Genomic DNA, 22,935 nt, shown 5'->3' with positions numbered 1-22,935 from the left:
CAGCACCGAAATTCATCACCACATAATCTTCACCCGGTGGTGGTCCGCCATTATCTGGTTGACCGGGAAACCAGTTACGGTAAGTAGATGTTTCACCACTTGCCCACTGGAACTGGCCTTCTGTTACATTATCTGTCAAGCCAATCCATAGTTGTTCAGTACCACCAAAGGTGGTGACTAACCATTGTTGCTCTTGTAGTGAGTTAATAGTGACAAGATTTCCGCCTAAACTTTGGGCTTGAGATTGAGCTTGTTGCCATGTTCCATAACTGGTTAAAGTATATTGGCTGCCATTGTAGTTAAATATTGGATTTGTGCTGTCATCATTACTAATAGTTCCCGTGACGGCTGTGGTTGTACCAACAGTGTAACCTGTTCCTGAAGCTAAAGTTAAAGCCACAGTTTCATCACTTTCAACGGTGGTATCTTCTGTGGGGTTAATAGTTAAGATTGCGGTACTCGAACCAGCCGCAAAGGTAATGGTTTTACCTGTTCCCGGTGTTGCTCCTGTATAGTCGCTACTGTTGGCTGTGCCAGTAATACTGTAGCTAACAGTTAAGGGGTTGGTTGTCGCTCCTGTGCGGGTAAATATGTAAATGAGGTTGGTTGTACCATCTTCTAGTACGCTACTGGGTGATACTGCTAGGGTAATGGTGGGAGTGGAAGATGTAATTTCAATGATGCCTCGGAAAGTGGTTTGGTTATTATTGGGGTAATCATTCCATTGACCAGCAGCACCGAAATTCATCACCACATAATCTTCACCCGGTGGTGGTCCGCCATTATCTGGTTGACCGGGAAACCAGTTACGGTAAGTAGATGTTTCACCACTTGCCCACTGGAACTGGCCTTCTGTTACTTTATCTGTCAAGCCAATCCATAGTTGTTCAGTACCACCAAAGGTGGTGACTAACCATTGTTGCTCTTGTAGTGAGTTAATAGTGACAAGATTTCCGCCTGCATTTAGGGCTTCAGCTTGAGCTTGTTCCCATGTAAGGCGGGTTGAGGTGAAGCGATAAGTATTGCCGTTATAATCGGGCATGAGGATGATCCTGTATATTATAGATAGACATTGACCAAATTCAAATATGTATTTTCCAAAATCTTGATAGAGAAATTCCCTCTGCAAGGATTCTGGATTGTACATTTTTTTCGGATATGCCTAAAGGTTGCAGGCCCATGATATCATACCAATGACTGAGTTTTGTACCGAGTTTATACTGAACTTGTACTGAGTTCTACTATACTCAAATAGTATATAGTATTCGGACAGACAAGGATGCCAAACCCACAAAAAAACCCTATCTACCAGGACACACAGTTGCCAATGTGGTTGTGTAATGGGATGCACTGAGCAGTTTAGCAAGCTGACTGTGACAGTTGCCGAAGTGGCCGGGGTTTGTATCCGATTTTTTTCGGTCAAATTGATAATAAGGACATAAAAAGTAAACTGATGAATACCATAGTATCTACCCTAACTTCTATTCTCAGCACTGAAAATGCTGTTATCTCCTGGGAAAATCTCGCCCCCACCCAAAAGCAGAATCTACAACAGAGTATAGACTCTAAAAGTTATCCCATTTGCGTCGTTTATCCCCATAGCCAGGCGGAATTAGCCGCAGTTATCACCACCGCCAACCGCCATCAATGGCGTGTTCTCGCCTGTGGTAGCGGTAGTAAAATTAATTGGGGTGGTTTGGCTAAAAATATTGATATTATTGTTAGTACCGAACGTATTAACCAACTCATAGAACACGCTGTAGGTGATTTAACTGTTACCGTGGAAGCAGGAATGAAATTTGCCGAAATTCAGGAAATTTTAGGAAAATCTGGACAAACTTTAGCCTTAGATCCAGCCTTCCCAGAATCAGCTACCATTGGTGGTATTGTTGCTACTGCTGATACAGGTTCTCTGCGTCAACGTTATGGTGGTGTGCGTGACCAACTTTTAGGTATAACTTTTATCCGCGCTGATGGAGAAATCGCTAAGGCTGGGGGACGAGTTGTCAAGAATGTGGCGGGTTATGATTTAATGAAGTTATTTACTGGTGCTTACGGTACTTTAGGTATTATCACTCAAGTCACTTTGCGAGTTTATCCCATCCCTGAAACTTCGGGAACGGTGCTATTAACTGGTAAACCTGAAGCCATATCTTCAGCAGTGAGAATTTTACAAAATTCAGAGTTAACACCAACTCAAGTTGATTTATTATCAAGTAAGTTGGTGACTAATTTAGCTTTGGGAACGGGAATAGGTTTAATTACCCGGTTTCAAAGTATTCATGAAAGTGTCGAAGAACAATCGAAACGACTTTTAGCAATTGGTGAAAAGTTAGGTTTAGAAGGGGTGATTTATCAAGGAGTTGAGGAGTCTAATTTATGGCAACAATTACCAAACAAAATATATGATCATCTCACAGAATCTACAATTACTTGTAAAATAGGAGTGTTACCAACTGCTGCGGTGGAGATTATCAATCAAATAAATATTGGTTTAATTCATGTTAGCAGTGGTTTGGGTTTGGTGCGTCTGGAAAATCAAGACCAGATTTTACCTGTGCGGAATTTATGTCAAGCCAATTCTGGTTTTTTAACTATTTTATCCGCACCTGTTGAGTTAAAGGAAAGGTTTGATGTTTGGGGTTATAATGGTAATGGCTTGGAGGTAATGCTAGGTATTAAACAACAATTTGATGGTAATTTGATTTTGAGTCCCGGTCGCTTTGTGGGTGGGATTTAAGATTTCAGGATCACGAACCGCAGAGGCACAGAGGTAACAGAGGTTAAGAGGGGAGAAATATAAATGCAAGTTTCGGAAGGTTTGGTGCATAATACTGCTAGTATTAACAATTTACAGGGTTTTGATGGCCATTGTCCACCAGATCCTAAGTTAATTGATAGTTGTGTTCATTGTGGTTTTTGTCTGTCTACTTGTCCTAGTTATCGGGTATTAGGAAAGGAAATGGATTCTCCTAGAGGACGTATCTATTTAATGGATGCTATTAATGAGGGGGAAATTGCTTTAAATACCGCTACTGTTGAACATTTTGATTCTTGTTTGGGTTGTCTAGCTTGTGTCTCTACTTGTCCTTCTGGTGTGCAGTATGATAAGTTGATTTCGGCTACTAGACATCAAGTAGAAAGAAATTATCATCGCAGTTTACCTGATAAGTTAGTTCGACAATTGATTTTTTCTCTGTTTCCTAATCCTGATCTTTTAAGAATTTTACTTTTTCCTTTATTAGTTTATCAAAAGTTAGGGATTTCTAAGTTATTACAAGCAACTGGTTTAATTAAGGCTATATCTCCCCGGTTAGCTGCTATGGAATCTATTTTACCGGAAATTACTCTTAAATCTTTTCAGAATAGTTTACCAGATATTATCCCCGCTCAGGGTGAAAAAAGATATCGCGTTGGTGTTATTTTAGGATGTGTACAAAGGCTGTTTTTCTCTCCTGTCAATGAAGCAACTGTTAGAGTTTTAACTGCTAATGGTTGTGAGGTGGTAATTCCTAAGTCTCAGGGTTGTTGTGCGGCGCTTCCTGAACACCAGGGACAAACGGAACAAGCGAAAACTTTAGCCAGACAAATGATTAATAGTTTTGCTGATACTAATGTAGATTTTGTGATTATCAATGCTGCTGGTTGTGGTCACACTTTGAAGGAATATGGTCATATTTTAGCAGATGATCCAGAATATGCAGAAAAAGCCAAAATATTTGCTGCGAAAGTAAAAGACTCACAGGAGTTTTTAGCTAATATCGGTTTAACTGCTAAACTTTCACCTCTGACTGAGAAAAATCTGACTTTAGTTTATCAGGATGCTTGTCATTTATTACATGGTCAGAAAATTAGTGTCCAACCTCGTCAACTGTTAAAACAAATTCCAGGAGTAACTTTAAAAGAACCCATAGACGCAGCTTTGTGTTGTGGTAGTGCGGGTGTTTATAATATGTTACAACCGGAAGTTGCGGAAGAATTAGGTAAACAAAAAGCCCAAAATTTATTAAATACGGGTGCTGATTTAATTGCTTCTCCTAACCCTGGTTGTAGTTTGCAAATTAGTAAATATTTACCAGATTTACCAGGTAAAACTATTTCTATTATGCACCCTATGGAATTATTAGATTATGCTATTCGGGGTGAGAAATTGGAGATTTAGAAAGTTATAAGACCCATATTCCTTAATACGATTCGGTTAACCAAAAATCCCAATTTTTGTAATTCTAAAGGATTTATGATTGCGTTCCGTTATTGAGAATACTGTCAATTATTAATCTGATCCGAAGCGTATTGAGGGTGATATCTTCTTCCTTAGTTAACCTGCGGTCAATACACTCATCTAGAAGCAGTTTCATCCTAAGCTACCTTGTTAATCATTTGTTTTCCTGCTTCTTCTAAAAATGTAATGACTTGTTCTCTAGTGACAGTGGGAAAACCATCTAAAAAATCATCTATTGAATCTCCTGCTGTTAAATAATCTAAGAGTGTTTGTATAGGAACTCTTGTTCCTGTAAAAACAGGAGTACCACTCATAATTTCAGAGGAGACACTTATAACTGAAGGATGATTAGACATTGTAATTGTATTTGATATTTTCAAGTTATATTTCTAGTTTAGCTATAAAAAAGAAGTTGGTGATTTTATTTATCCTGTCAATTATCGTTCCCAAATTAAATTCATGGCCTTGTTTATGATCTCTTGTCGTTCGACTAATTGGTTTAATTCTTCTGCTTCATATTGACCTTCAAAAGCTTCAATGGCTGCTTTTTCTAATGCTAAATCATAAGCATCTTCTAGAGTTGTTGCTAATTCTGTTTCACTCATATAAGTTCCTTTTGCTTTTTCACGACAATTACTGCGTTGAATTTGCTTGACAGAGTTGCGAATAGAAAGATTCCAGGACCTAGTGGTGCGATTTTCAGCAGTTTGTTTAATTAGGTGTAAAAGTAAAATGATGCCATAGCTAAATATTTTATTCAGTTTATCAGATTTGCTCATTTCTTCTAATTCTTCGACAATTAACAAGGCTTCTGTGATATTACCTTGGTGTAGAAGTTCTTTGAGGGTAAGTAGTTCTTCCATGGGCTTGATTTTCCTAATTTTTTATCGCTAAGGTTAATCCGTCTGCTATGGGAACTAAACTTATGGTAATTCGGGAATCTTGGTGTAATTTGCGATTAAAAACCCGAATTTTATGAGTTTGATTATCCTGTATTTCTGGATCTGCTACTTTACCTGACCACAGTACATTATCAATGGCAATTAGTCCACCACTACGAATTAATTTCAGACAATGCTCGTAATAATTCTCATAGTTACCCTTATCAGCATCAATAAACGCAAAATCAAATGTCCCTGCTTCTCCTACTGTCAATAAATGATCTAATGTTTCTAAAGCTGGTGCAATATGCAAATCAATTTTATCAGCTACTCCCGCTGCTTGCCAATAACGACGGGCTATACTTGTATACTCTTCACTGACATCACAAGCGACGATTTTTCCATCTGCGGGTAAGGACAAAGCCACGACTAGGGAACTATAGCCAGTAAATACACCTATATCTAGTGTCTTTTTTGCTCCTAAGAGTTTAATTAACAAGGCCATAAATTGTCCCTGTTCCGGTGATATTTGCATTTGGGACATTGGCATTTGAGCGGTTTCCCGACGCAGTTGGGTTAAAATTTCCGCTTCTCGCAGGGAAACTGAAAGTAAATAATTATATAGGTTTTGTTCTAGTCCCAGGGTTTGTTTTGACATGATTTATATTTATTAATTATTTTATGATAGTTCTTCCTTATCGAAATCATCATAACAAATTTAAAATCAAATGTCAACCCCTAAATTCTCTTTTAAAGCGGAATTTTTTAAACAGGCTTTAAAAAATTATTTATTGACAAAGTTCTCAGTTTCGACTATGCTTATGTTATGAGTGGAAAAGTGTGCGCCCATATATATAGGGTTTTTATTTATCAAATTATTCAAAGCAGTAAAACCAACGTTTATAAATGATTCATGCTTTCAAGAACTTGGGTACACAAGACATTTTCGATGGTAAAGATTCTAAAGCTGCTCGAAAAACCTGTCCCTCATCCCTTTGGAAGCGTACAGTTCGTAAACTAGATCAATTAGACTCAGTTACAAGCCTAGAAGATTTAAAAATTCCCCCAGGTAATTGTCTAGAAGCATTAAAAGGTGATAGAGAAGGTCAGTATAGTATTCGCATTAATGATCAATATCGAATTTGCTTTTTTTGGCGAGAATTAGGGGCAGATGCCGTGGAAATTGTAGATTATCATTGAGGTATTAATCACATTTATGAAAATCCCAACCCATCGTCCTCCTACCCATCCTGGAGAAATGTTATTAGAAGAGTTTATGATCCATAAAGGTTTAACACCCCAAAAAATAGCTGAGTCTATAGGTGTTACAGAACAGCAAATTGTAGATTTAATCGCAGGTAAACAGCATATCACACCCAGTTTAGCACTGCGGTTATCCAGGTTTTTTGGCATATCTGTTGATTTCTGGATGAATTTACAAGTTCGCTGGGATCTATATTATGCTCAACAAGCAGAAGCAGAATTTCTGAATACAATTAATCCTTTTGTCGCTTAATCATCCCCAAAATCCCCACAAACAATTATCCAACAACATCCTGAAAAATCCCAACTTCCCACAAACAATCATTAAACAACATCCTGTCAATCCTGTACTTCGACTTCGCTCAGTAACCGGATATCCTGATTCAGACAATTTTACCCCTTGACAAAGTTCTCAGTTTCGACTATGCTTAGGTTATTGGTGGAAAAGTATGCGCCCATATATATAAGGTTTCCACATTCAGTATTTATCTAAAAAAAGTTCCGCCTAACGGCGGGGTAAGGGAAAAGAAAAAAGAGCAGAGGGCAAAAGAGCAAGAGTATAAAGGGCTACTAAGTCATCGCCGCACCACTACATACAACCCGAAAACCAATACCGTAGTCGTCGAGGAAGTTGAAGCCGCGACAAGCAGAACGGCAATCCCCAGGATTGCTGCCCCAACAACCGCCGCGCAGCAGTTTATAATCGCTTCGACTAATCAAAGCACTACCATTTACAGGCGCGTTTATATAATTTTCCTGCCAATCATCTTCGCAGCATTCCCACACATTCCCGTGCATATCATACAAACCAAAAGCATTAGGGGGAAAAGTTCCTACATCTGTAGTTTGTTCTCGATATTGTCCTTCGGGTGCAGCAGCGTAGGCATAGTTACCATTATAGTTTACTAAATCTGGGGTAATGCTTTCACCAAAATAAAAAGGTGTGGTTGTTCCCACCCTACAAGCATACTCCCATTGTGCCTCACTGGGCAACTTATAGTTTTTACCTGTTTTTTGGCTTAACTCTTGACAAAATGCGACTGCATTATTCCAACTGACTTGTTCAACAGGACGATTATTACCTGTGAAGTAAGCAGGGTTGTTTCCCATGATAGCTTCATATTGTGCTTGAGTCAAAGGATATTTACCAATAAAGAAACTGGGAACATTAACTTGATGTTGGGGACTTTCATCATCATATCTTCCCTCTTCATTTTCCGGTGAACCCATGTAAAATGTCCCTGGGGGTATTTCCACCATTTCCAACATCACCCCATTTCCCAAATCTTCCACAAAGTAATTTGCTGAGTGGTTGCGTTTGTTGATAATGCTTCCTTTATTGTTAGTTGTGACAACTTCAAAAGTGAAAGTTTTGAGATGATTATTTTGTGATTGAATACCTAAATATTTAAACCATTCTGTAATAGACTGAGGACGGTTTTGATAATCTAATTCCATTCCCTTGAGAATAGCATCATTTACCTTTTGACTAATTTGAGAATTATATTTTTGTGGTGGTTTAATCGCCATTTTTATATCTAGCATGATCTTAGCATTCAGATAAGGACTAGGCAAAGGAATAAAAGGAGGTTCATGAACGGCGATAATTACATATAATGTGGCTGCTAAAGCATAGATATCTAAAGCCGGCGTGAAATTACTTCTATTTTCAAATTGTTCTGGTGGTGCAAAAACGGGAGTTTTGGCATTTGTTAAACTCATCAATTCCGCAAAGTTGACTTCTCTGGCTAAACCAAAATCAATTAATATAGCTTGATTGTCTTCTTCTCTTAGTAAAATATTCGCAGGTTTAATATCTCGGTGCAGATAATTACGACTATGAATATAACTTAAAGCTTCTCCAATGCCTTTAATAATTCCTAAACCTGCACTTTCACTAAAAACACCATTCGCGTATAAATATTGTTCTAAATTTTTGCCTTTGACATATTCCATCACCATACAAGATAAACCATTTTCTTGAAACAGTTCAGGATACACTTTGACAATGTGAGGATGATCAAAGGTAGCTAAGACCATCGCTTCGGTGTTAAACTTGTCCTGTTCTTGGGCTAAAAATTCTCCAAAACCTTCTGTATTCCCATATTTATCTCGATAGCGTTGTTTCAAAAAGGAGACGTTGAGGCTTTTGATAGCTACTTCTTTTTTGCGTTTATGATCTTGCGCTAAATAGGTAATACCAAATCCTCCCTGTCCTAGAGTATCAATAATTTCGTATTGTCCTTTTTTGAGTAGTTGCCCTGGGGTAAAATAAGCCATAATAAAATTTAAGTTGTCTGAATCAGGATATCCAGGATTTGAGGATTTACAGGATAAAGAGGAAAATAATCATGTTGGTGGTTGAAAAGTCTATATATATGGGCGCACACTTTTCCACCCGTAACATAAATATAGCCTAGCCTTTGAGATTTGTCAAGTCTTAATAGATTAAATTGTCCAGGATTTGAGGATTTACAGGATAAAGAGGAATATAATTATATTGGTGGTTGAAAAGCCTATATATATGGGCGCACACTTTTCCACTCATAACATAAATATAGCCTAGCCTTTGAAATTTGTCAAGTCTTAATAGATTAAATTGTGAGAATCAGTGCGTAGGGTGCGTCACCCTCGATAACTTAGTAAAAAAACAAATTCCCTGCATCTGACGCACTTAAGTAGTCGGACAAAATTAAATTCACTCTCTGCGTCTGTGCGTGAAAAAAATCATTGCATTAATCAGCAACACCACAGGGAATATATGTAGAGATGTTACGGTGATCGAAATTTCTGAAAAAAGTGTTAATTTGCCCTTTAAAATTAAAGATTATTCTGTAAACTCGCTTGCATCAGAGGGGGGTATTTATGAGTCGTCCCATTATTCTTGGTATTGTCGGTGATAGTGCTGCTGGAAAAACAACCCTGACTAGAGGTATCGCGCAGGTACTCGGTCCAGAAAATGTGACTATGATCTGTACGGATGATTATCACCGTTACGATCGCATACAACGGGCAGAGATTGGTATTACAGCATTACATCCTGATTGTAACTATTTGGATATTATGCAGCAACATTTATCGCTGCTACGAACAGGACAACCCATTCTGAAACCAGTTTATAGCCACAAAACAGGGACTTTTGAACCACCGCAATATATCAAACCCAGTAAATTTGTCATCATCGAAGGCTTACTAGGTTATTCTACTCGGATCGCTCGTGATGCTTATGATGTTAAAGTTTACCTCGCACCTCCTGAAGCAATCCGCGCTAATTGGAAGGTAAAACGGGATACTCAAAAGCGGGGATATACTCCAGAACAGGTATTAGCGGAATTAGATAAACGCGAACCAGACTCAGAAGCGTATATTCGTCCCCAGCGTCAATGGTCAGATATTGTTGTTAGTTTCTATCCACCTAATAATGAAATAGATGAAACTAATGGACATCTAAATGTGCGGTTGATGCTACGTCCTTCTATTCCTCACCCGGATTTTACCGAAATTATTCACGCTGGCCGTGGTGATTCCCAGTCAGCTATCCGTTTGGGACTGGATAGAGATATGGGAAAACCAGTGGATGTTTTAGAAGTTGATGGTCATGCAACTTTGGAGCAGGTGAATAAAATCGAACAGATTATGTGTGCAGATATGCCCTATTTAAAGAATGTTTGCGATCGGGAAGTTAATCCAGAATTGGGTAAAATTGCCGGTACAACTGGAGAAACTCTGCAAAGTTACCCCCTTGCTCTGACTCAATTAATTATTACTTACCATATGCTCAAAGCTACGCAGATTTATCAATAAGGAATTTCGCATAATTTGAGGTGAGTTTAAAAGGTGCATTTTCATAGTTTTATTAAACGCAGATAAACGCAGATAAACGCAGATGAAGATGGATAAATTTTCCCTGAACTTAGTTCCGAAAACTGGTGTTGCTGGGTTGGAGTATCAAACCAGGAAGATATCAAATCTCAAATTGGTATGACTTATTGTCTCAGAATAGCCGACTTGCCTGAAAATGAACGCCCCCGTGAAAGATTAATGACTCATGGACCGAAAATTTTAGCCACAGCGGAATTAATCGCTATTCTACTGGGTACTGGTCAAGGACCTGGTAAACTATCAGCGGTCGGTTTAGGGCAATATATATTACAGCACTTGGGTAAAGGACAGTGTGATCCCTTAGCCGCTTTACGAGATGTCACCCCCGCTGAGTTAATGGAAATACCAGGTGTGGGACCTGCTAAAGCGACGACTATCTTGGCTGCAATTGAATTGGGTAAACGTGCTTTTTTATCCCGTCCCTCCGACGGGACAGTTATTGATAGTCCTATGTCTGCCGCTGCCGCGCTTAGTCAAGACCTGATGTGGCAAAATCAAGAACGATTTGCAGTGCTGTTATTAGATGTCAAAAATAAGTTATTAGGAACAAAGGTAATTACTATTGGGACCGCGACGGAAACTTTAGCCTGTCCCCGTGATATTTTTCGAGAAGTGATTCGTCAAGGTGCTACACGGGTAATAGTAGCCCATAATCATCCTTCTGGAAGTTTAGAACCCAGTGAAGCAGATATAGAATTGACTCGTCAATTATTGGCTGGTGCGGAACTCCTAGCTATTCCTATTTTAGATCATTTAATTTTAGGTAATGGCAATCATCAAAGTTTACGAGAAATTACTACTTTGTGGGATAATTGTTCTCAGGTTGATTGATTATAGGATTCCTTGGTGTATGAAATCATGAACTTGTCTCACGCAGAGGCACACAGACCCCAGAGGAAGAGAGAAAGGAGAGTTTTTAAAGATGGATTTTATCACTATTTTAGGATTGGTCGCAGGTGTATTAACTACGATCGCTTTTTTACCGCAAATGTTCCAAATTTGGCTGACAAAATCAGCGAAAGATGTTTCTTTTGTGATGTTAATTATTTTTATGAGTGGTTTGTGTTTGTGGTTGATTTATGGCATCATTATCGGGGCTTTACCAATTATTATGGCCAACGGGGTGACATTATTTTTTAATTTGATTATTCTATGGCTTAAAATTAAATATAGATAACTTTTAAATAACTTTACTACTAAAACACTGTGACATCATCTTTATTTGACTCAGAACGTCTTCTTTTTACCCCCGCAACTCCCAATAATGACTCTATTCCCGTGATTTTCGCTTTTCCTAATGAGTACACTGTGGGGATAACTAGTCTGGGTTATCAGGTAGTGTGGGCGACTTTGGCTACCCGTGATGATTTACAGGTAAGTCGTTTATTTACTGATATCCATGAACCACTTCCTAGATATCCAGAATTATTAGGTTTTTCTATGTCTTGGGAATTAGATTATGTGAATATTTTTCATCTTCTGGAATCTTTGGAAATCCCTATTCGGGCTAATTCTCGTGATCAAAATCATCCGCTAATTTTTGGTGGTGGACCAGTTTTGACGGCTAACCCAGAACCCTATGCTGATTTTTTTGATATCATTTTATTGGGAGATGGTGAAAATCTGCTTGGTGATTTTATAGATACTTTTAAAAAAGTTAGAAATGCTGATAGAAAAACTCAATTAAAAACTTTATCTCAAGTTCCAGGAATTTATATTCCTAGTTTATATGTAGTAGAATATATTACACCAGATGGGGCAATAAAATCAATTAATCCTATTGATTCGGAAATTCCGCCAATTATTCAAAAGCAAACTTATCGAGGAAATACTCTTTCTGCTTCTACTGTGGTGACGGAAAAAGCCGCTTGGGAAAATATTTATATGGTGGAAGTGGTGCGAAGTTGTCCAGAAATGTGCCGCTTTTGTTTGGCTAGTTATTTAACTTTACCTTTTAGAACTGCGAGTTTAGAAACTTCTTTAATTCCGGGAATTGAACGGGGTTTAAAAGTTACTAACCGCTTGGGTTTATTGGGGGCTTCTGTCACCCAACATCCAGAATTTACTGAATTATTGGATTATATTAGTCAGCCTAAATATGATGATGTTAGATTAAGTGTCGCTTCTGTGAGAACCAATACAGTTACAGTTAAATTAGCTGAAACTTTGGTGAAACGCGATACAAGATCATTGACAATTGCTGTGGAAAGTGGTTCTGAAAAAGTCCGTAAAATTGTTAATAAAAAACTGTATAATCAGGAAATTATGCAAGCGGCTATTAATGCAAAAGCTGGTGGTTTATCTAGTTTGAAACTCTATGGAATGGTGGGAATTCCAGGGGAAGCAGCAGAGGATATAGACGCAACTGTAAAAATGATGGAAGATGTTAAAAAAGCTGCGCCTGGATTGCGTTTAACACTAGGATGTAGTACATTTGTTCCCAAGTCTCATACGCCATTTCAATGGTTGGGAGTTAATAAACTATCGGAGAAGCGGTTGCAATTATTACAAAAGAAACTCAAGCCCCAAGGTATAGAATTTCGACCAGAAAGCTATAATTGGTCAATTATACAAGCTTTGTTGTCCAGAGGCGATCGCCGACTTTGCCAATTATTAGAATTAACCCGTGATTTTGGGGACTCTTTGGGCAGCTACAAACGCGCTTTTAAACAACTAAAAGGACAAATTCCCGACTTAGATTTTTACGTTTATAGTAATTGGTCAACTGAGCAAATTTTACCTTGGAATCACTTGCAAGGACCACTACCTCAGTCTACATTAATTAAGCATTTAGCAGAGGCCACAAACTCAGAATTAAATCATCAATAATGTACACAGATACTATATACAATATAGATTTAGATAGATTTAGAAATTTCTACCTCCTGACTGAAAATGAACCAAATTATTACTCAAGTTGACGCTTTTACTAATAGTCCATTCACGGGAAATCCTGCGGCTGTCTGTGTTTTAGATAGTCCCAAATCTGAGTTATGGATGCAAAATATCGCTGAAGAAATGAATTTATCAGAAACCGCTTTTGTGGTCAAACAAAATGACGGTTTTAATTTGCGCTGGTTTACACCAACAGTAGAAGTTCCTCTCTGTGGACACGCCACTTTAGCCAGCGCTCATGTATTATGGTCTCAAGGACATTTATTATTAAATCAAGAGGCTCATTTCTATACAAAAAGTGGTATATTAATAGCTAAACTCGAAAATGATTGGATTCAGTTGGATTTTCCGGTAAATCTCTCTCAAACTGTACCAGCACCTCCAGAATTAAGTCAAGTTTTAGGAGTGACTTATAAATCTGTTTTTGAAAATTCTCTCGGTTATTTAGTTGAAGTGGAATCTGAACAATTAGTTAGAGAAATGCAGCCGAACTTCCAACAGATGAAAACTTTACCTAAAGCTGATATTATCGTCACTAGCATCGCTAATTCCGACTCAGAATATGATTTTGTCTCCCGCTTTTTTGCTCCCGGTTTAGGGATTAATGAAGACCCGGTAACAGGTGCAGCACATTGTTGTTTAGCACCATTTTGGCGGGATAAATTGGGAAAAGATCGGTTTTTAGCCTATCAAGCTTCTCGTCGGGGTGGAGTGGTAAAAGTGTATTATCCAGGAAAAAACCGCGTTTTTATTTCTGGACAAGCTGTAACAGTTATGCGAGGAGAATTAACTCTAGATTAAACTCTCTAATTAAGGATTAATTATTTAACTAAGGCTTGAGATTATGAGATTTTATCCGCATAAGAGTAAATGATATTCATATTTCCCAAAAATAAAATAACCATGGTCAACAGCGCAACCACACTAGCAAAAAACTTTGTTCGTTGAGATTGAATTAAAGAATGAATTAAAAAAGGTGTAATTAATAAACAAATACATCCTATGAATAAATACTTTGTCATTGATAATTCTAGCCAAAACTTACCTAATCCATATTGTAGACTGTAATTGAAACTCCACCCGACTATAAAAATACTGATTAAACAAGCATTAAGAAAATCTGGGTGGCTGATAAAATCTTCCCAAAATATTCCTAACGCTAAAAATAGAAAAGGAAAATATGGAATTAGATACCAAGCATAAAAATGGCTTTGTGATCCAGTAAATAAGAGAATAAATGAATAGACGATAATGGGAATATAAATAATTTGATATTTGATATTATCCTGATATGATCTAAAAACTGCAATCAAAACTAGCCAACTAAAGGTTAACCAACCATCTTCAAAAAATACAGGTTTTAAGATGATTTCTTTAAATAATAGAAAATTATCAAAACGCTCAGTATGGGATTGTAGAATTTTTATAAAGAGTTCAAAATCATAAATACTACCATAAATAAAATAGATAGATAATAATAATAAGCCAATTACAAAAACTACTAAACTTTCTCGCAATTTATGACGATAAATTAGCAGTAAACAAAGCACAGGTACAAGAAAAAAGCCCGTAATTTTGGCTAAAGATGCTATCCCAGCTAAAAAAGCTGAAATATAAAGATAAGTAGAGTTACTAGAGTCGCAATATTTTAAAAAACAAAGTAAAGTGACTAAACTTAGAAAAAGAATCAGATTTTCACTAACTGCTAATCTGGAAAGAAAAACAGTATTAGGATTTGTTGCAAAAATTAAAGTGGAGATGATCGCAATCTTAGTGTTACATAGTTTTAAACTTAATCTATAAAATAGAGGAATAGCGAAAATACCAAATATTAAAGATGGTATTCTTATGGATGTTAAAGTGCAATCATAAAAAGTATTTGCTCCTGCTAAAATTGCTGCGCTACCAACAATTAAACTAAATAACGGAGGATGATCTAACCAGGGAGTTACTAATTGATAAGTTGCATTTTTCCAGTCAACTGTGGGAATATATCCATAAGCCTTTAACCAAGACCAACTTGTAGGTACATGATCTTTAATCAAACTCATTCCACTCCAAGCAAAAGCATACTCGTCAGCAGTCCAATTATGTACAGGAATTTGATCATAATTATAGATTCTAATTGCAGCACCTAATATGGTAATGAGCGTACAAAAAAAATAATCTTTCCGAGCAAATAAACTTGTGAAAAATGGTGAAATTGAATTTAGCACTTTGATAATCTCTATTATTAATACTAGCTAGGGCTATTATAATCCTCCTAAGTTTTATCAATACGCCATTTTGCATAAATATTGATAATATACAACTGTTATTAGATATCTAAGAGATTTACAGCACTTCCCGCTGTTATGAGGTACATATCTAGCGGGCAAGATGCCCGCACCACAAGAGTTTCATGATTCAACTTTGTACTTCATCAGATTGGAAACCGCTGTATATCTATTTAATTACCAGTCGCAGAAATATGAAATTTCTCACAACTGGCATAATTTACAATTTTCCAGATCTGACTTTATTTGTGACTGTCAAGTAAAGCATGACGGGAAAAAATTCCTTTCAATTTCAAATTAGTGAATACATTTATAGAATTTACTAATTCTCGTTGTTCATAACTTAGATTTAATGAGTCTAAAGCTTGATCAATATTATTACCATTGTGTAATTTATGGATAAGTAACTGACGTTGAGATGAATTTAAAATTCTGGCAATTTCTTTATTTCGTCGCTGACGAATAGCTTGTAATGCTTGGTTTTCTTGGGGAGTAAAATCATTTTTAGATAATTCGATATTATCCTTAATTTCCCCAGAGTTAGTAAAATAGTGATTTGCAGAAGCGAAAGGAATTTCCCATAAGAAAAACGCCAAAACAAAGACAAGCGCCAAAGTCAATAACCGTTGTGTCAATTTACTAATCATGTTGATTTTAATGTTAATAACAGCTTAAATCCAATTCTAGCTACAGGAATAGCATTAGATAATTTTTCTATTTTTGGTGACTACGTGCTAGAGATGCAAAAGTATTGATTTTTGACAGAACATATTTACTAGTAGAGAACAGCATAAATCCTAATTTCAAGAGACAGACAAGAAAATTAAGCTATTTCTATATTGGGGGTGAGGTAAAATGGATAATGTTTTCTCTATGACTAAATTCAGAAATTGATAATAAAGAAAAACATATCAGACATATAAATATTATGTTCTTTTATATTTCCCGACCCCAGGCTATCATAAAATTCATTAGCAAAGGTGATAGTCATGACAGAACAGTTATTAGAAAAACAAACAGGTCAAAATGAGGGAATAGATTTAGAAGCAGCTTTTCAAGAGTCTCATATTCAGGAAATTCTCGATAAGTTAGACCAGGAGTTAGTCGGGTTAAAGTCCGTCAAAAATAAGATTAGAGAAATGGCGGCCTTGTTGTTGGTTGACCGGATTCGTAAAGGCTTAGGATTAAATGCAGGTGCGCCCAGTCTACACATGACATTTCTAGGTAATCCGGGTATGGGTAAGACGACTGTAGCAATGCGTATGGCGGAAATTCTCTACCGTCTGGAATATATCCGTAAGGAAAATGTCATGTTAGTGACGCGAGATGATTTAGTTGGACAAGGTATGGGGCAAACTGCACCAAAAACTAGAGAAGTATTAAATAATGCCATGGGTGGCGTTTTGTTAGTTGATGAAGCCTATACTTTATACCGTCCAGATTATCCCGGAGATTTTGGTTTAGAAGCCATAGAAATTCTCATGCAGGTAATGGAAAACCAACGTGATGATTTGGTTGTCATTCTTGCCGGTTATAAGGACCACATGGAAAGGTTTTTTCATAGTAATCCGGGGATGAATTCTCGCATTGGACTACATATTGAATTTAATGATTATGGTGTGGATAATTTAATGATAATTGCCCAATCTATAGTCAAAGCGCAAAATTATTGCTTTAGTCCTGATGCGGAAAAAGCCTTCCGCGAATATTTAATTAAACGGAAGACCATGCCCCATTTTGCTAATGCTAGAAGTGTCCGTAATGCCATAGATAGAGCGCGTTTACGCCAAGCAAATCGTTTATTAAGTAGTGGTAAACTGTTAGAAAAACAGGATTTAATTACCATTGAAGCAGCAGATATTCTCGCTAGTCGAGTGTTTAGAGAAGGTGTTCCTGATTGTGAAACTGAAAGTTAATTTAATTCACATCCCGGACTTCTTTAAGAAGTCCGGGATATGAGAGTTTGGATCTTGTGGTTTATTTTTTCATTTTGTTGATTTCTTGTTGTAGTTCTTCAATTTGCTTGCGTAATCTTTCCGCTTCATTCTCACGTGTTTTTGGTGTAACATTGACTGAGCCAGCAGCAGAATATTCATAGTTACCTTTTCTGATTTCCTGGTATTCTTCTGATACTGCCCAACTGCGTAAATAGTGCAACCGCTCCACAGGAAAAGGATGACTTAACATCATTCCCTGGGCGCCATTGTAGATTAAAAACTTATATACTTGATTCAGCCCGTCATCATCTAGTGCTTGATATTTTTCTGACTGCTGAATAAATTCCTGTAAACTACATTCATGGGCATATTTGTTACTACCTCCAGAAAGTTTCATCATAGATGACATGACTGGATTTAAATCATCCATGACCAATAAAGCCGCCCTATCAGCCGATAACTCAGCTTTGCGTCGCCACTCAAAAAAGGCATAAATCAAGGCTTGACTGACAAAATTACCTAAACCCAAGGTTAATTCACCCAGGACAGAAGCGGCATTCATCGCCCACATCGCCATTTGGATTAAAATAGTATGACCGCATTTAATATGGCCTAGTTCATGAGCCAACACCGTCCGCAGTTCCGACTCATTGAGTAACTCTAGTAACCCAGTGTTAACGACTATGTATGGGTTGTCTTGTCCTAGTGCGTAACTATTGACTTGAGCATCTTGGGCAATAAATAATGTCGGTTCACCGCTAATGTCCAAATCCCGGACACATTCCCGGAAAATCTGGTAAATAGTAGAATATTGCCGGGGTCCGACTTGTATGGAGTTACCCATTAAATAAACAAGTTGAGGGCGTTCATAGACAAATTCTACAAATTTACGAGCGATTAAGTCAAAGCCCGGTAAACTGCGTAAAGCTTGTTCTGCTTGAATATCTAATGGATGTCTGAAGGCTGCACTGGAAATTCCTGTATAAGTTGGCATAATTTAGATAATAAGTTGGTTGTGGGTTGTCCGTTGTTCGTTGTCAGTTGTGAGGAATTTCTATTCCCTCTTGACTCTTGATCATGTTCATGAGGTAGTTCAAAAAAAACACTTGTTATGGAATATAAAGCGCGTGATTGAAGCAGAAGTTCATTTATCATTACATAACTTCCTGCGATCGCAGGCGGGTTTCCCTTCTTGGCCTCATCATTTAACCATGGCTAGGTTGGTAGCACGCGCTTTGCGTTTGGGACGCAGCGCTTTAATTCAAGTTGGGGCGGTTTGTGGACACCAAGGTCGATATCGCACCAGTTTTATCGCCTCTGCTTTAATGTGGCATGGTTCTGTAATTATTGTCGCCTCGGAAACCGTACAGCAACGGTTGTTAAAGGTAGAAATTCCCCGACTCCAGCAGTGGCTACCAGCGAATAAATCCATTAGAACCGGGGATATTTGGCCAAGTCCCGATTTTCACGGTTTACTATTGATTTCCCCCGCTGCTTGGTTGAAGGGACAATTGGCTCATGACAATCCCTTTCCTGCTCATATTCCCACAATTATTGATGGTGTTGACGATTTAGAAGATTGGGTGCGTTTTCAGTTAACTGAAACTATTCAACCCCAGGATTGGGATCAGTTGATGCTTGCTTATCCATATCAAGTTGAGTTAATTCGGGAAGCTAAGATACAACTGACACATCAATTATTTCAGCGCCCGGAAAATCCCTATCACTGTTATCTAATTTCTCAGTCAGAAATAGAAATTTTACAACGTTTATACTTGTCTTTAGAGCCAAATCATCTTCCCGACTCTTGGCGGAATTTTTGGCAAAAAATCCCCAATTTACGAGATTCTTCCCTGAATTCTCCCTCTGACTTTCCCCTGTTTTGGGCGACTATTGCCCGTCGTCAAGGCTTATTTTCTTTACATTATGCTCCTATAGAATTAAGTAAAATCATTGCACCAATTTGGCAGCGTCAACCTGTAGTATTAATTGGTAGCGCTTTAGAACTAGAAACGGAAGCACCCCTTTTCCGTCAACGGTTGGGTTTAGAAGATGTTACCTGTTTAAAATTTGCTGCTGATAGTCAAGGAGAAGCAATTCAACTTTATGTTCCTTATAAGTTACCTTTACCAAATACACCAGAATTTCAAGGAGCTTTAATTCATCAAGTTCGTACTTTAGTATGTTTGAGTGCCACAGCCCCAGGAATGACGGTAATATTGGTAGGGGACGTGCCACTAAAGGCTAGGGTAGGAGCAATTTTGGCCTCCGAATTTGGTTCACGGGTGCAGGTGGAAAAGACTTGTTTAGATGAAAATGGGATTTTGATTACTGGTTGGGAATTTTGGCGCGAAAATCAAAGTGTTTTACCAGCACCCAGATTGTTAATTATTGCCACTTTACCTTTACCATCTTTAGAAAATCCCTTGGTAGCCGGTAGGGTAGCTCATTACAAGCGATCGCATCAAGACTGGTTTCGTTTATACTTATTACCAAAAGCCATGAACGAATTACAAAGAGCGATCGCACCTGTACGCGAAAATCAAGGTATTGTAGCTTTATTAGATACTCGTGTTGTTAACCGCAGTTATGGAGCGCAAATTCTCTCTTCTCTGAGTCCCCTAGCACGTTTAAACTACCTTGATCCTAGTTTATTTTCCAGCAATAATGAAGATGATTCTACTTAATTAATGGCGATAATCATCAACTAATGACTGATTTCTATTAAAATCTAAATTGAACTTGTCAACAAAGTCAATAATAAAATTATGGGTGAAGCAAAACGCCGTAAAAATTCACTAGGAGAGGAATACGGACAAAATACTGCTAGAATATTACCTTGGATTCCCATTACTAAAACTCAAGCTTCACAATTTGTAGCTATCACTACTCGTGGTGCATGGATAGGTATTGGTACTATGGTTGTTGTCTGGATCACAATCAGATTTATTGGGCCTGGTTTTGGCTGGTGGGAAATTGTTGGTTAATTTACAAATGAGATCCCCGACTTCTTTTTTAGATTATGTTTTATATTATAATTAATTAGTAAAGATAATTATAGTATGAATATATTTCAGAAGTCGGGATTCTGGGGACGATGATAATTTAGTTGTAAAATCCTTAATTTTTCATAAAAAATGCTCTTACATTTAAGCACTTGGCCGGAGGTTGAAACTTATTTACAACGGTCTCCAGGGATTATTTTACCCATTGGTTCAACAGAACAACACGGACCAACAGGACTAATTGGTACAGATGCAATTTGTGCAGAATCTATATCAAAGGGTGTAGGGGAAGCAACTCAAGCAATGGTTGGACCAACAATTAATGTGGGAATGGCTTTACATCATACAGCTTTTCCGGGAACAATTAGTTTACGTCCTAGCACTTTAATCTTAGTAGTTAAAGATTATTTAACCTGTTTAGTAAAAGCTGGTTTTACCAAGTTTTATTTTATCAATGGACATGGGGGAAATATTGCGACTCTCAAAGCTGCTTTCTCTGAAACTTATGCTCATTTAGAAGACCTACAAATTCCCAATTCTGCCCAAGTTAAATGTCAAATTGCTAATTGGTTTATGGCTGGTTCAGTTTACAAACTCGCCAAAGAATTGTATGGTGATCAAGAAGGTTCTCATGCTACCCCTAGTGAAGTAGCTGTGACTCAATATGTTTATCCAGAAGCAATTAAAAAAGCATTTCTTGCTCCCGAAGTTGCTGGTGGACATAAAATTTATAGTGCTATTGATTTTCGTTCTCGTTATCCAGATGGTCGTATGGGTTCAAATCCAGATTTAGCAACAACCGAACATGGTAAACTATTTTATGATTTATCCGTGGAGGAACTAAGTAAGGGATATTTGGAGTTTGTAAAGGAGGAATAGGTTTTTTCTCACGCAGATGTGCTTAAAAAACAAAGAGAAGTTAAGATGAGATGAGGATGATACAAATTCATTATATACATCCTGATTCTCAATATTATGCAGGCCTGGATACCTCACACACCACTACAGAATGGACAGTATATAATTAAAAAGGTCATCGACACTGGTGGCTTTGGTGAAACCTATTTAGCACTAGATACGGAAGAAAATAGGTTGGTTGTGATCAAAACCCTCAACCGCGAACAACAAGAAAAACCAGATTTTGCGAAAAGACAAAAGAAGTTTCGCAAAGAAGCATTAGATCTATCAAAATGCTATCATCCCCATGTTGTCAGAGTCTACGACAATTTTGTCGAAAATGGACTTTGGGCTATTGTCATGGAATATATTGACGGGTGTAATTTACGGGCTTATCTAAATGAAAATGGCTATTTGTCAGAAACGGAAGCTTTGCGCTATATTGACCAAGTGGGACAAGCTTTAGAATGTATTCATGAACGAGGACTTTTACACAGAGATATCAAACCGAGTAATATTTTGTTGCGACCTAAAAGCAATGAAGCAGTTTTAATTGATTTTGGGTTAGCGCGGGAATTTAAACCTGGTAACATTAGAAGCATGACAGAGGTGAAAACGGAAGGTTACGCACCTATAGAACAATATCAACGTCAGGGACATTTTGGTTATTATACAGATGTTTATGCTCTAGCCGCGACTTTGTACACCTTATTAACTACCAGAGTTCCTATTCCCTCTAATTATCGCGCTGAATATGATGTACTTTTACCACCACCGAAAAAATATAATCAACAGATTAGCGATCGGGTAAATGCTGCTATTATTAAAGGAATGGAGTTAGAATCTATAAACCGTCCTCAAACTATACGGGAGTTTCGGGAGTTGTTAGGTTTGTTGGTTGAACCTGTTGCGAATATTCCCACACCACGTTTGGTTGAACCTGTAGCAAATATTCCCACACCACCACCGATTTATTATCCTCCCGTTCCGGTACAGCAAAGACAGCAGCAAAATATCCCCACACCTCAACCAGAAGGTATTTCCTCTTTCTTGTCTAAGGTGAGACAAATTTTAACTGGTCAAAATTCTACTTCCAAACCTATAAATCAAAAGCTAAAATTAAAATCATCCTCTGGAATGGACTACAGAAAACTGCGTGACTTACTTGCAGCAAGGAAATGGCAGGAAGCAGACAAGGAAACTTTGCGAGTAATATTAGCAGTTGCGAAGCGGGAACAGGAAGGTTGGTTAAATACTAGTAGTATTGATAATTTTTCCTGTGAAGACCTTCGCATTATTGACCAGTTGTGGGTAAAATACAGTAATGGAAAATTCGGGTTTTCTGTTCAGAGAAAGATTTATCAAAGCTTAGGTGGAACTAGAAGCTACGACAAGAAAATTTGGGAAGCTTTTGGAGACAAAGTAGGTTGGAGAAGAGGAGGACAATGGTTCTACTACCAAGATATTACTTTTGATAACCAAGCACAAAAAGTGCAATTCGGAAGCTTCCCACGTATGTATAATAAGAAGTATATCTATATATTGGTATATACAGCACTTCCCGGTGTTATGAGGTACAGTAACAACAATTAGTGAACCAATTTTTTAAATGTTGAGGATTCATCAAATCGAGAGCAACAGAAATAACTTTATCAACTATTTCAGTGGTAGTTGGAG

Annotated in this window: 22 protein-coding genes; 14 read left to right on the top strand and 8 right to left on the bottom strand. The window is 37.6% G+C overall.

Annotation, left to right across the window (positions count from 1 at the left end; genetic code table 11):
* A partial coding sequence (locus tag FFO06_RS22155; protein WP_268904637.1) for a lectin-like protein occupies positions 1 to 1,042 on the bottom strand: 1,042 nt, incomplete at its 3' end.
* A gap of 411 nt (positions 1,043 to 1,453) precedes the next feature.
* Between FFO06_RS22155 and FFO06_RS18720 the strand changes: the two genes are divergently transcribed.
* Both FFO06_RS18720 and FFO06_RS18715 read left to right on the top strand, forming a co-directional pair.
* Complete coding sequence (locus FFO06_RS18720) at positions 1,454 to 2,740, top strand: FAD-binding oxidoreductase (RefSeq protein ID WP_137909387.1); 1,287 nt, start codon at positions 1,454 to 1,456, stop codon at positions 2,738 to 2,740.
* A gap of 63 nt (positions 2,741 to 2,803) precedes the next feature.
* Positions 2,804 to 4,162 (top strand): (Fe-S)-binding protein, encoded by a 1,359-nt coding sequence (locus FFO06_RS18715; protein WP_137909386.1) that lies wholly within the window; start codon positions 2,804 to 2,806, stop codon positions 4,160 to 4,162.
* Positions 4,163 to 4,359: 197 nt separating this feature from the next.
* On the opposite strand, the gene FFO06_RS18710 is transcribed toward FFO06_RS18715, so the two are convergent.
* From FFO06_RS18710 to FFO06_RS18700, 3 genes are all read right to left on the bottom strand, one after another.
* Positions 4,360 to 4,578 (bottom strand): DUF433 domain-containing protein, encoded by a 219-nt coding sequence (locus FFO06_RS18710; protein ID WP_028082764.1) that lies wholly within the window; start codon positions 4,576 to 4,578, stop codon positions 4,360 to 4,362.
* Between the two features lie 81 nt (positions 4,579 to 4,659).
* Positions 4,660 to 5,085, bottom strand: coding sequence for a DUF29 family protein (locus tag FFO06_RS18705; protein WP_137909385.1), 426 nt, complete (start codon positions 5,083 to 5,085; stop codon positions 4,660 to 4,662).
* 13 nt (positions 5,086 to 5,098) lie between these two features.
* Positions 5,099 to 5,761, bottom strand: a complete 663-nt coding sequence (locus tag FFO06_RS18700) for a class I SAM-dependent methyltransferase (protein WP_137909384.1) — start codon at positions 5,759 to 5,761, stop codon at positions 5,099 to 5,101.
* Between the two features lie 248 nt (positions 5,762 to 6,009).
* On the opposite strand from FFO06_RS18700, the gene FFO06_RS18695 reads away from it, so the two are divergent.
* Both FFO06_RS18695 and FFO06_RS18690 read left to right on the top strand, forming a co-directional pair.
* A complete protein-coding gene (locus FFO06_RS18695; RefSeq protein ID WP_137909383.1) occupies positions 6,010 to 6,303 on the top strand; it encodes a type II toxin-antitoxin system RelE/ParE family toxin in 294 nt (97 codons plus the stop codon).
* 16 nt (positions 6,304 to 6,319) lie between these two features.
* Positions 6,320 to 6,619, top strand: coding sequence for a HigA family addiction module antitoxin (locus FFO06_RS18690; RefSeq protein WP_096670912.1), 300 nt, complete (start codon positions 6,320 to 6,322; stop codon positions 6,617 to 6,619).
* Between the two features lie 317 nt (positions 6,620 to 6,936).
* Here FFO06_RS18690 and FFO06_RS18685 read toward each other — a convergent pair whose 3' ends face one another.
* Positions 6,937 to 8,646: a bifunctional serine/threonine-protein kinase/formylglycine-generating enzyme family protein gene (locus tag FFO06_RS18685; protein ID WP_137909382.1), complete on the bottom strand. Its 1,710-nt coding sequence runs from the start codon at positions 8,644 to 8,646 to the stop codon at positions 6,937 to 6,939.
* A gap of 585 nt (positions 8,647 to 9,231) precedes the next feature.
* Between FFO06_RS18685 and FFO06_RS18680 the strand changes: the two genes are divergently transcribed.
* The 5 genes from FFO06_RS18680 to FFO06_RS18660 all read left to right on the top strand — a co-directional run bounded on the left by FFO06_RS18680 (position 9,232) and on the right by FFO06_RS18660 (position 13,944).
* Positions 9,232 to 10,170 (top strand): phosphoribulokinase, encoded by a 939-nt coding sequence (locus FFO06_RS18680; RefSeq protein ID WP_137909381.1) that lies wholly within the window; start codon positions 9,232 to 9,234, stop codon positions 10,168 to 10,170.
* A gap of 177 nt (positions 10,171 to 10,347) precedes the next feature.
* The gene (radC, locus tag FFO06_RS18675) at positions 10,348 to 11,079 is read left to right on the top strand and encodes a RadC family protein (protein WP_137909380.1); all 732 of its coding nucleotides are present in this window, start codon (positions 10,348 to 10,350) and stop codon (positions 11,077 to 11,079) included.
* A gap of 91 nt (positions 11,080 to 11,170) precedes the next feature.
* Positions 11,171 to 11,425: a SemiSWEET transporter gene (locus tag FFO06_RS18670; protein ID WP_137909379.1), complete on the top strand. Its 255-nt coding sequence runs from the start codon at positions 11,171 to 11,173 to the stop codon at positions 11,423 to 11,425.
* A 29-nt stretch (positions 11,426 to 11,454) separates the two neighbouring features.
* Positions 11,455 to 13,077, top strand: a complete 1,623-nt coding sequence (locus tag FFO06_RS18665; protein ID WP_137909378.1) for a B12-binding domain-containing radical SAM protein — start codon at positions 11,455 to 11,457, stop codon at positions 13,075 to 13,077.
* Between the two features lie 66 nt (positions 13,078 to 13,143).
* Positions 13,144 to 13,944, top strand: coding sequence for a PhzF family phenazine biosynthesis protein (locus FFO06_RS18660; RefSeq protein ID WP_137909377.1), 801 nt, complete (start codon positions 13,144 to 13,146; stop codon positions 13,942 to 13,944).
* Positions 13,945 to 13,985: 41 nt separating this feature from the next.
* Here FFO06_RS18660 and FFO06_RS18655 read toward each other — a convergent pair whose 3' ends face one another.
* Positions 13,986 to 15,359, bottom strand: a complete 1,374-nt coding sequence (locus FFO06_RS18655) for a glycosyltransferase family 39 protein (protein WP_137909376.1) — start codon at positions 15,357 to 15,359, stop codon at positions 13,986 to 13,988.
* A gap of 302 nt (positions 15,360 to 15,661) precedes the next feature.
* Positions 15,662 to 16,066, bottom strand: a complete 405-nt coding sequence (locus FFO06_RS18650; RefSeq protein ID WP_137909375.1) for a hypothetical protein — start codon at positions 16,064 to 16,066, stop codon at positions 15,662 to 15,664.
* 342 nt (positions 16,067 to 16,408) lie between these two features.
* On the opposite strand from FFO06_RS18650, the gene FFO06_RS18645 reads away from it, so the two are divergent.
* Positions 16,409 to 17,335 carry an AAA family ATPase gene (locus tag FFO06_RS18645; RefSeq protein ID WP_137909374.1) on the top strand — a complete coding sequence of 309 codons (927 nt, stop codon included), beginning with the start codon at positions 16,409 to 16,411 and terminating at the stop codon, positions 17,333 to 17,335.
* A 61-nt stretch (positions 17,336 to 17,396) separates the two neighbouring features.
* Here the strand turns inward: FFO06_RS18645 and FFO06_RS18640 are convergent, their stop codons facing one another.
* Entirely contained in the window at positions 17,397 to 18,350 is a 954-nt protein-coding gene (locus tag FFO06_RS18640; protein WP_137909373.1) for a M48 family metallopeptidase, read from the bottom strand.
* Between the two features lie 133 nt (positions 18,351 to 18,483).
* Here FFO06_RS18640 and FFO06_RS18635 point away from each other — a divergent pair, with 133 nt between their 5' ends.
* The 4 genes from FFO06_RS18635 to FFO06_RS22150 all read left to right on the top strand — a co-directional run bounded on the left by FFO06_RS18635 (position 18,484) and on the right by FFO06_RS22150 (position 22,851).
* Positions 18,484 to 20,043 (top strand): helicase C-terminal domain-containing protein, encoded by a 1,560-nt coding sequence (locus FFO06_RS18635; protein WP_137909372.1) that lies wholly within the window; start codon positions 18,484 to 18,486, stop codon positions 20,041 to 20,043.
* Positions 20,044 to 20,124: 81 nt separating this feature from the next.
* Entirely contained in the window at positions 20,125 to 20,343 is a 219-nt protein-coding gene (locus tag FFO06_RS18630) for a DUF2839 domain-containing protein (protein ID WP_137909371.1), read from the top strand.
* Positions 20,344 to 20,493: 150 nt separating this feature from the next.
* The gene (locus tag FFO06_RS18625) at positions 20,494 to 21,240 is read left to right on the top strand and encodes a creatininase family protein (RefSeq protein WP_137909370.1); all 747 of its coding nucleotides are present in this window, start codon (positions 20,494 to 20,496) and stop codon (positions 21,238 to 21,240) included.
* A gap of 96 nt (positions 21,241 to 21,336) precedes the next feature.
* Complete coding sequence (locus FFO06_RS22150) at positions 21,337 to 22,851, top strand: serine/threonine-protein kinase (protein ID WP_236097187.1); 1,515 nt, start codon at positions 21,337 to 21,339, stop codon at positions 22,849 to 22,851.
* Positions 22,852 to 22,935 lie beyond the last annotated feature (84 nt).

It is taken from the genome of Dolichospermum planctonicum (assembly GCF_005402965.1).
Taxonomy (GTDB): domain Bacteria; phylum Cyanobacteriota; class Cyanobacteriia; order Cyanobacteriales; family Nostocaceae; genus Dolichospermum; species Dolichospermum planctonicum.
Note: the sequence above shows the minus strand (reverse complement) of the source record. Positions and strands in the feature narration are given on the sequence as shown.

What these genes read in the sequence shown, in the direction of transcription:
- FFO06_RS18720 (WP_137909387.1), top strand. Translation starts at nt 1,454, where the DNA reads ATGAATACCATAGTATCTACCCTAACTTCTATTCTCAGCACTGAAAAT.
- FFO06_RS18715 (WP_137909386.1), top strand. Translation starts at nt 2,804, where the DNA reads ATGCAAGTTTCGGAAGGTTTGGTGCATAATACTGCTAGTATTAACAAT.
- FFO06_RS18710 (WP_028082764.1), bottom strand. Translation starts at nt 4,578, where the DNA reads ATGTCTAATCATCCTTCAGTTATAAGTGTCTCCTCTGAAATTATGAGT.
- FFO06_RS18705 (WP_137909385.1), bottom strand. Translation starts at nt 5,085, where the DNA reads ATGGAAGAACTACTTACCCTCAAAGAACTTCTACACCAAGGTAATATC.
- FFO06_RS18700 (WP_137909384.1), bottom strand. Translation starts at nt 5,761, where the DNA reads ATGTCAAAACAAACCCTGGGACTAGAACAAAACCTATATAATTATTTA.
- FFO06_RS18695 (WP_137909383.1), top strand. Translation starts at nt 6,010, where the DNA reads ATGATTCATGCTTTCAAGAACTTGGGTACACAAGACATTTTCGATGGT.
- FFO06_RS18690 (WP_096670912.1), top strand. Translation starts at nt 6,320, where the DNA reads ATGAAAATCCCAACCCATCGTCCTCCTACCCATCCTGGAGAAATGTTA.
- FFO06_RS18685 (WP_137909382.1), bottom strand. Translation starts at nt 8,646, where the DNA reads ATGGCTTATTTTACCCCAGGGCAACTACTCAAAAAAGGACAATACGAA.
- FFO06_RS18680 (WP_137909381.1), top strand. Translation starts at nt 9,232, where the DNA reads ATGAGTCGTCCCATTATTCTTGGTATTGTCGGTGATAGTGCTGCTGGA.
- radC (WP_137909380.1), top strand. Translation starts at nt 10,348, where the DNA reads ATGACTTATTGTCTCAGAATAGCCGACTTGCCTGAAAATGAACGCCCC.
- FFO06_RS18670 (WP_137909379.1), top strand. Translation starts at nt 11,171, where the DNA reads ATGGATTTTATCACTATTTTAGGATTGGTCGCAGGTGTATTAACTACG.
- FFO06_RS18660 (WP_137909377.1), top strand. Translation starts at nt 13,144, where the DNA reads ATGAACCAAATTATTACTCAAGTTGACGCTTTTACTAATAGTCCATTC.
- FFO06_RS18650 (WP_137909375.1), bottom strand. Translation starts at nt 16,066, where the DNA reads ATGATTAGTAAATTGACACAACGGTTATTGACTTTGGCGCTTGTCTTT.
- FFO06_RS18645 (WP_137909374.1), top strand. Translation starts at nt 16,409, where the DNA reads ATGACAGAACAGTTATTAGAAAAACAAACAGGTCAAAATGAGGGAATA.
- FFO06_RS18640 (WP_137909373.1), bottom strand. Translation starts at nt 18,350, where the DNA reads ATGCCAACTTATACAGGAATTTCCAGTGCAGCCTTCAGACATCCATTA.
- FFO06_RS18630 (WP_137909371.1), top strand. Translation starts at nt 20,125, where the DNA reads ATGGGTGAAGCAAAACGCCGTAAAAATTCACTAGGAGAGGAATACGGA.
- FFO06_RS18625 (WP_137909370.1), top strand. Translation starts at nt 20,494, where the DNA reads ATGCTCTTACATTTAAGCACTTGGCCGGAGGTTGAAACTTATTTACAA.
- FFO06_RS22150 (WP_236097187.1), top strand. Translation starts at nt 21,337, where the DNA reads ATGCAGGCCTGGATACCTCACACACCACTACAGAATGGACAGTATATA.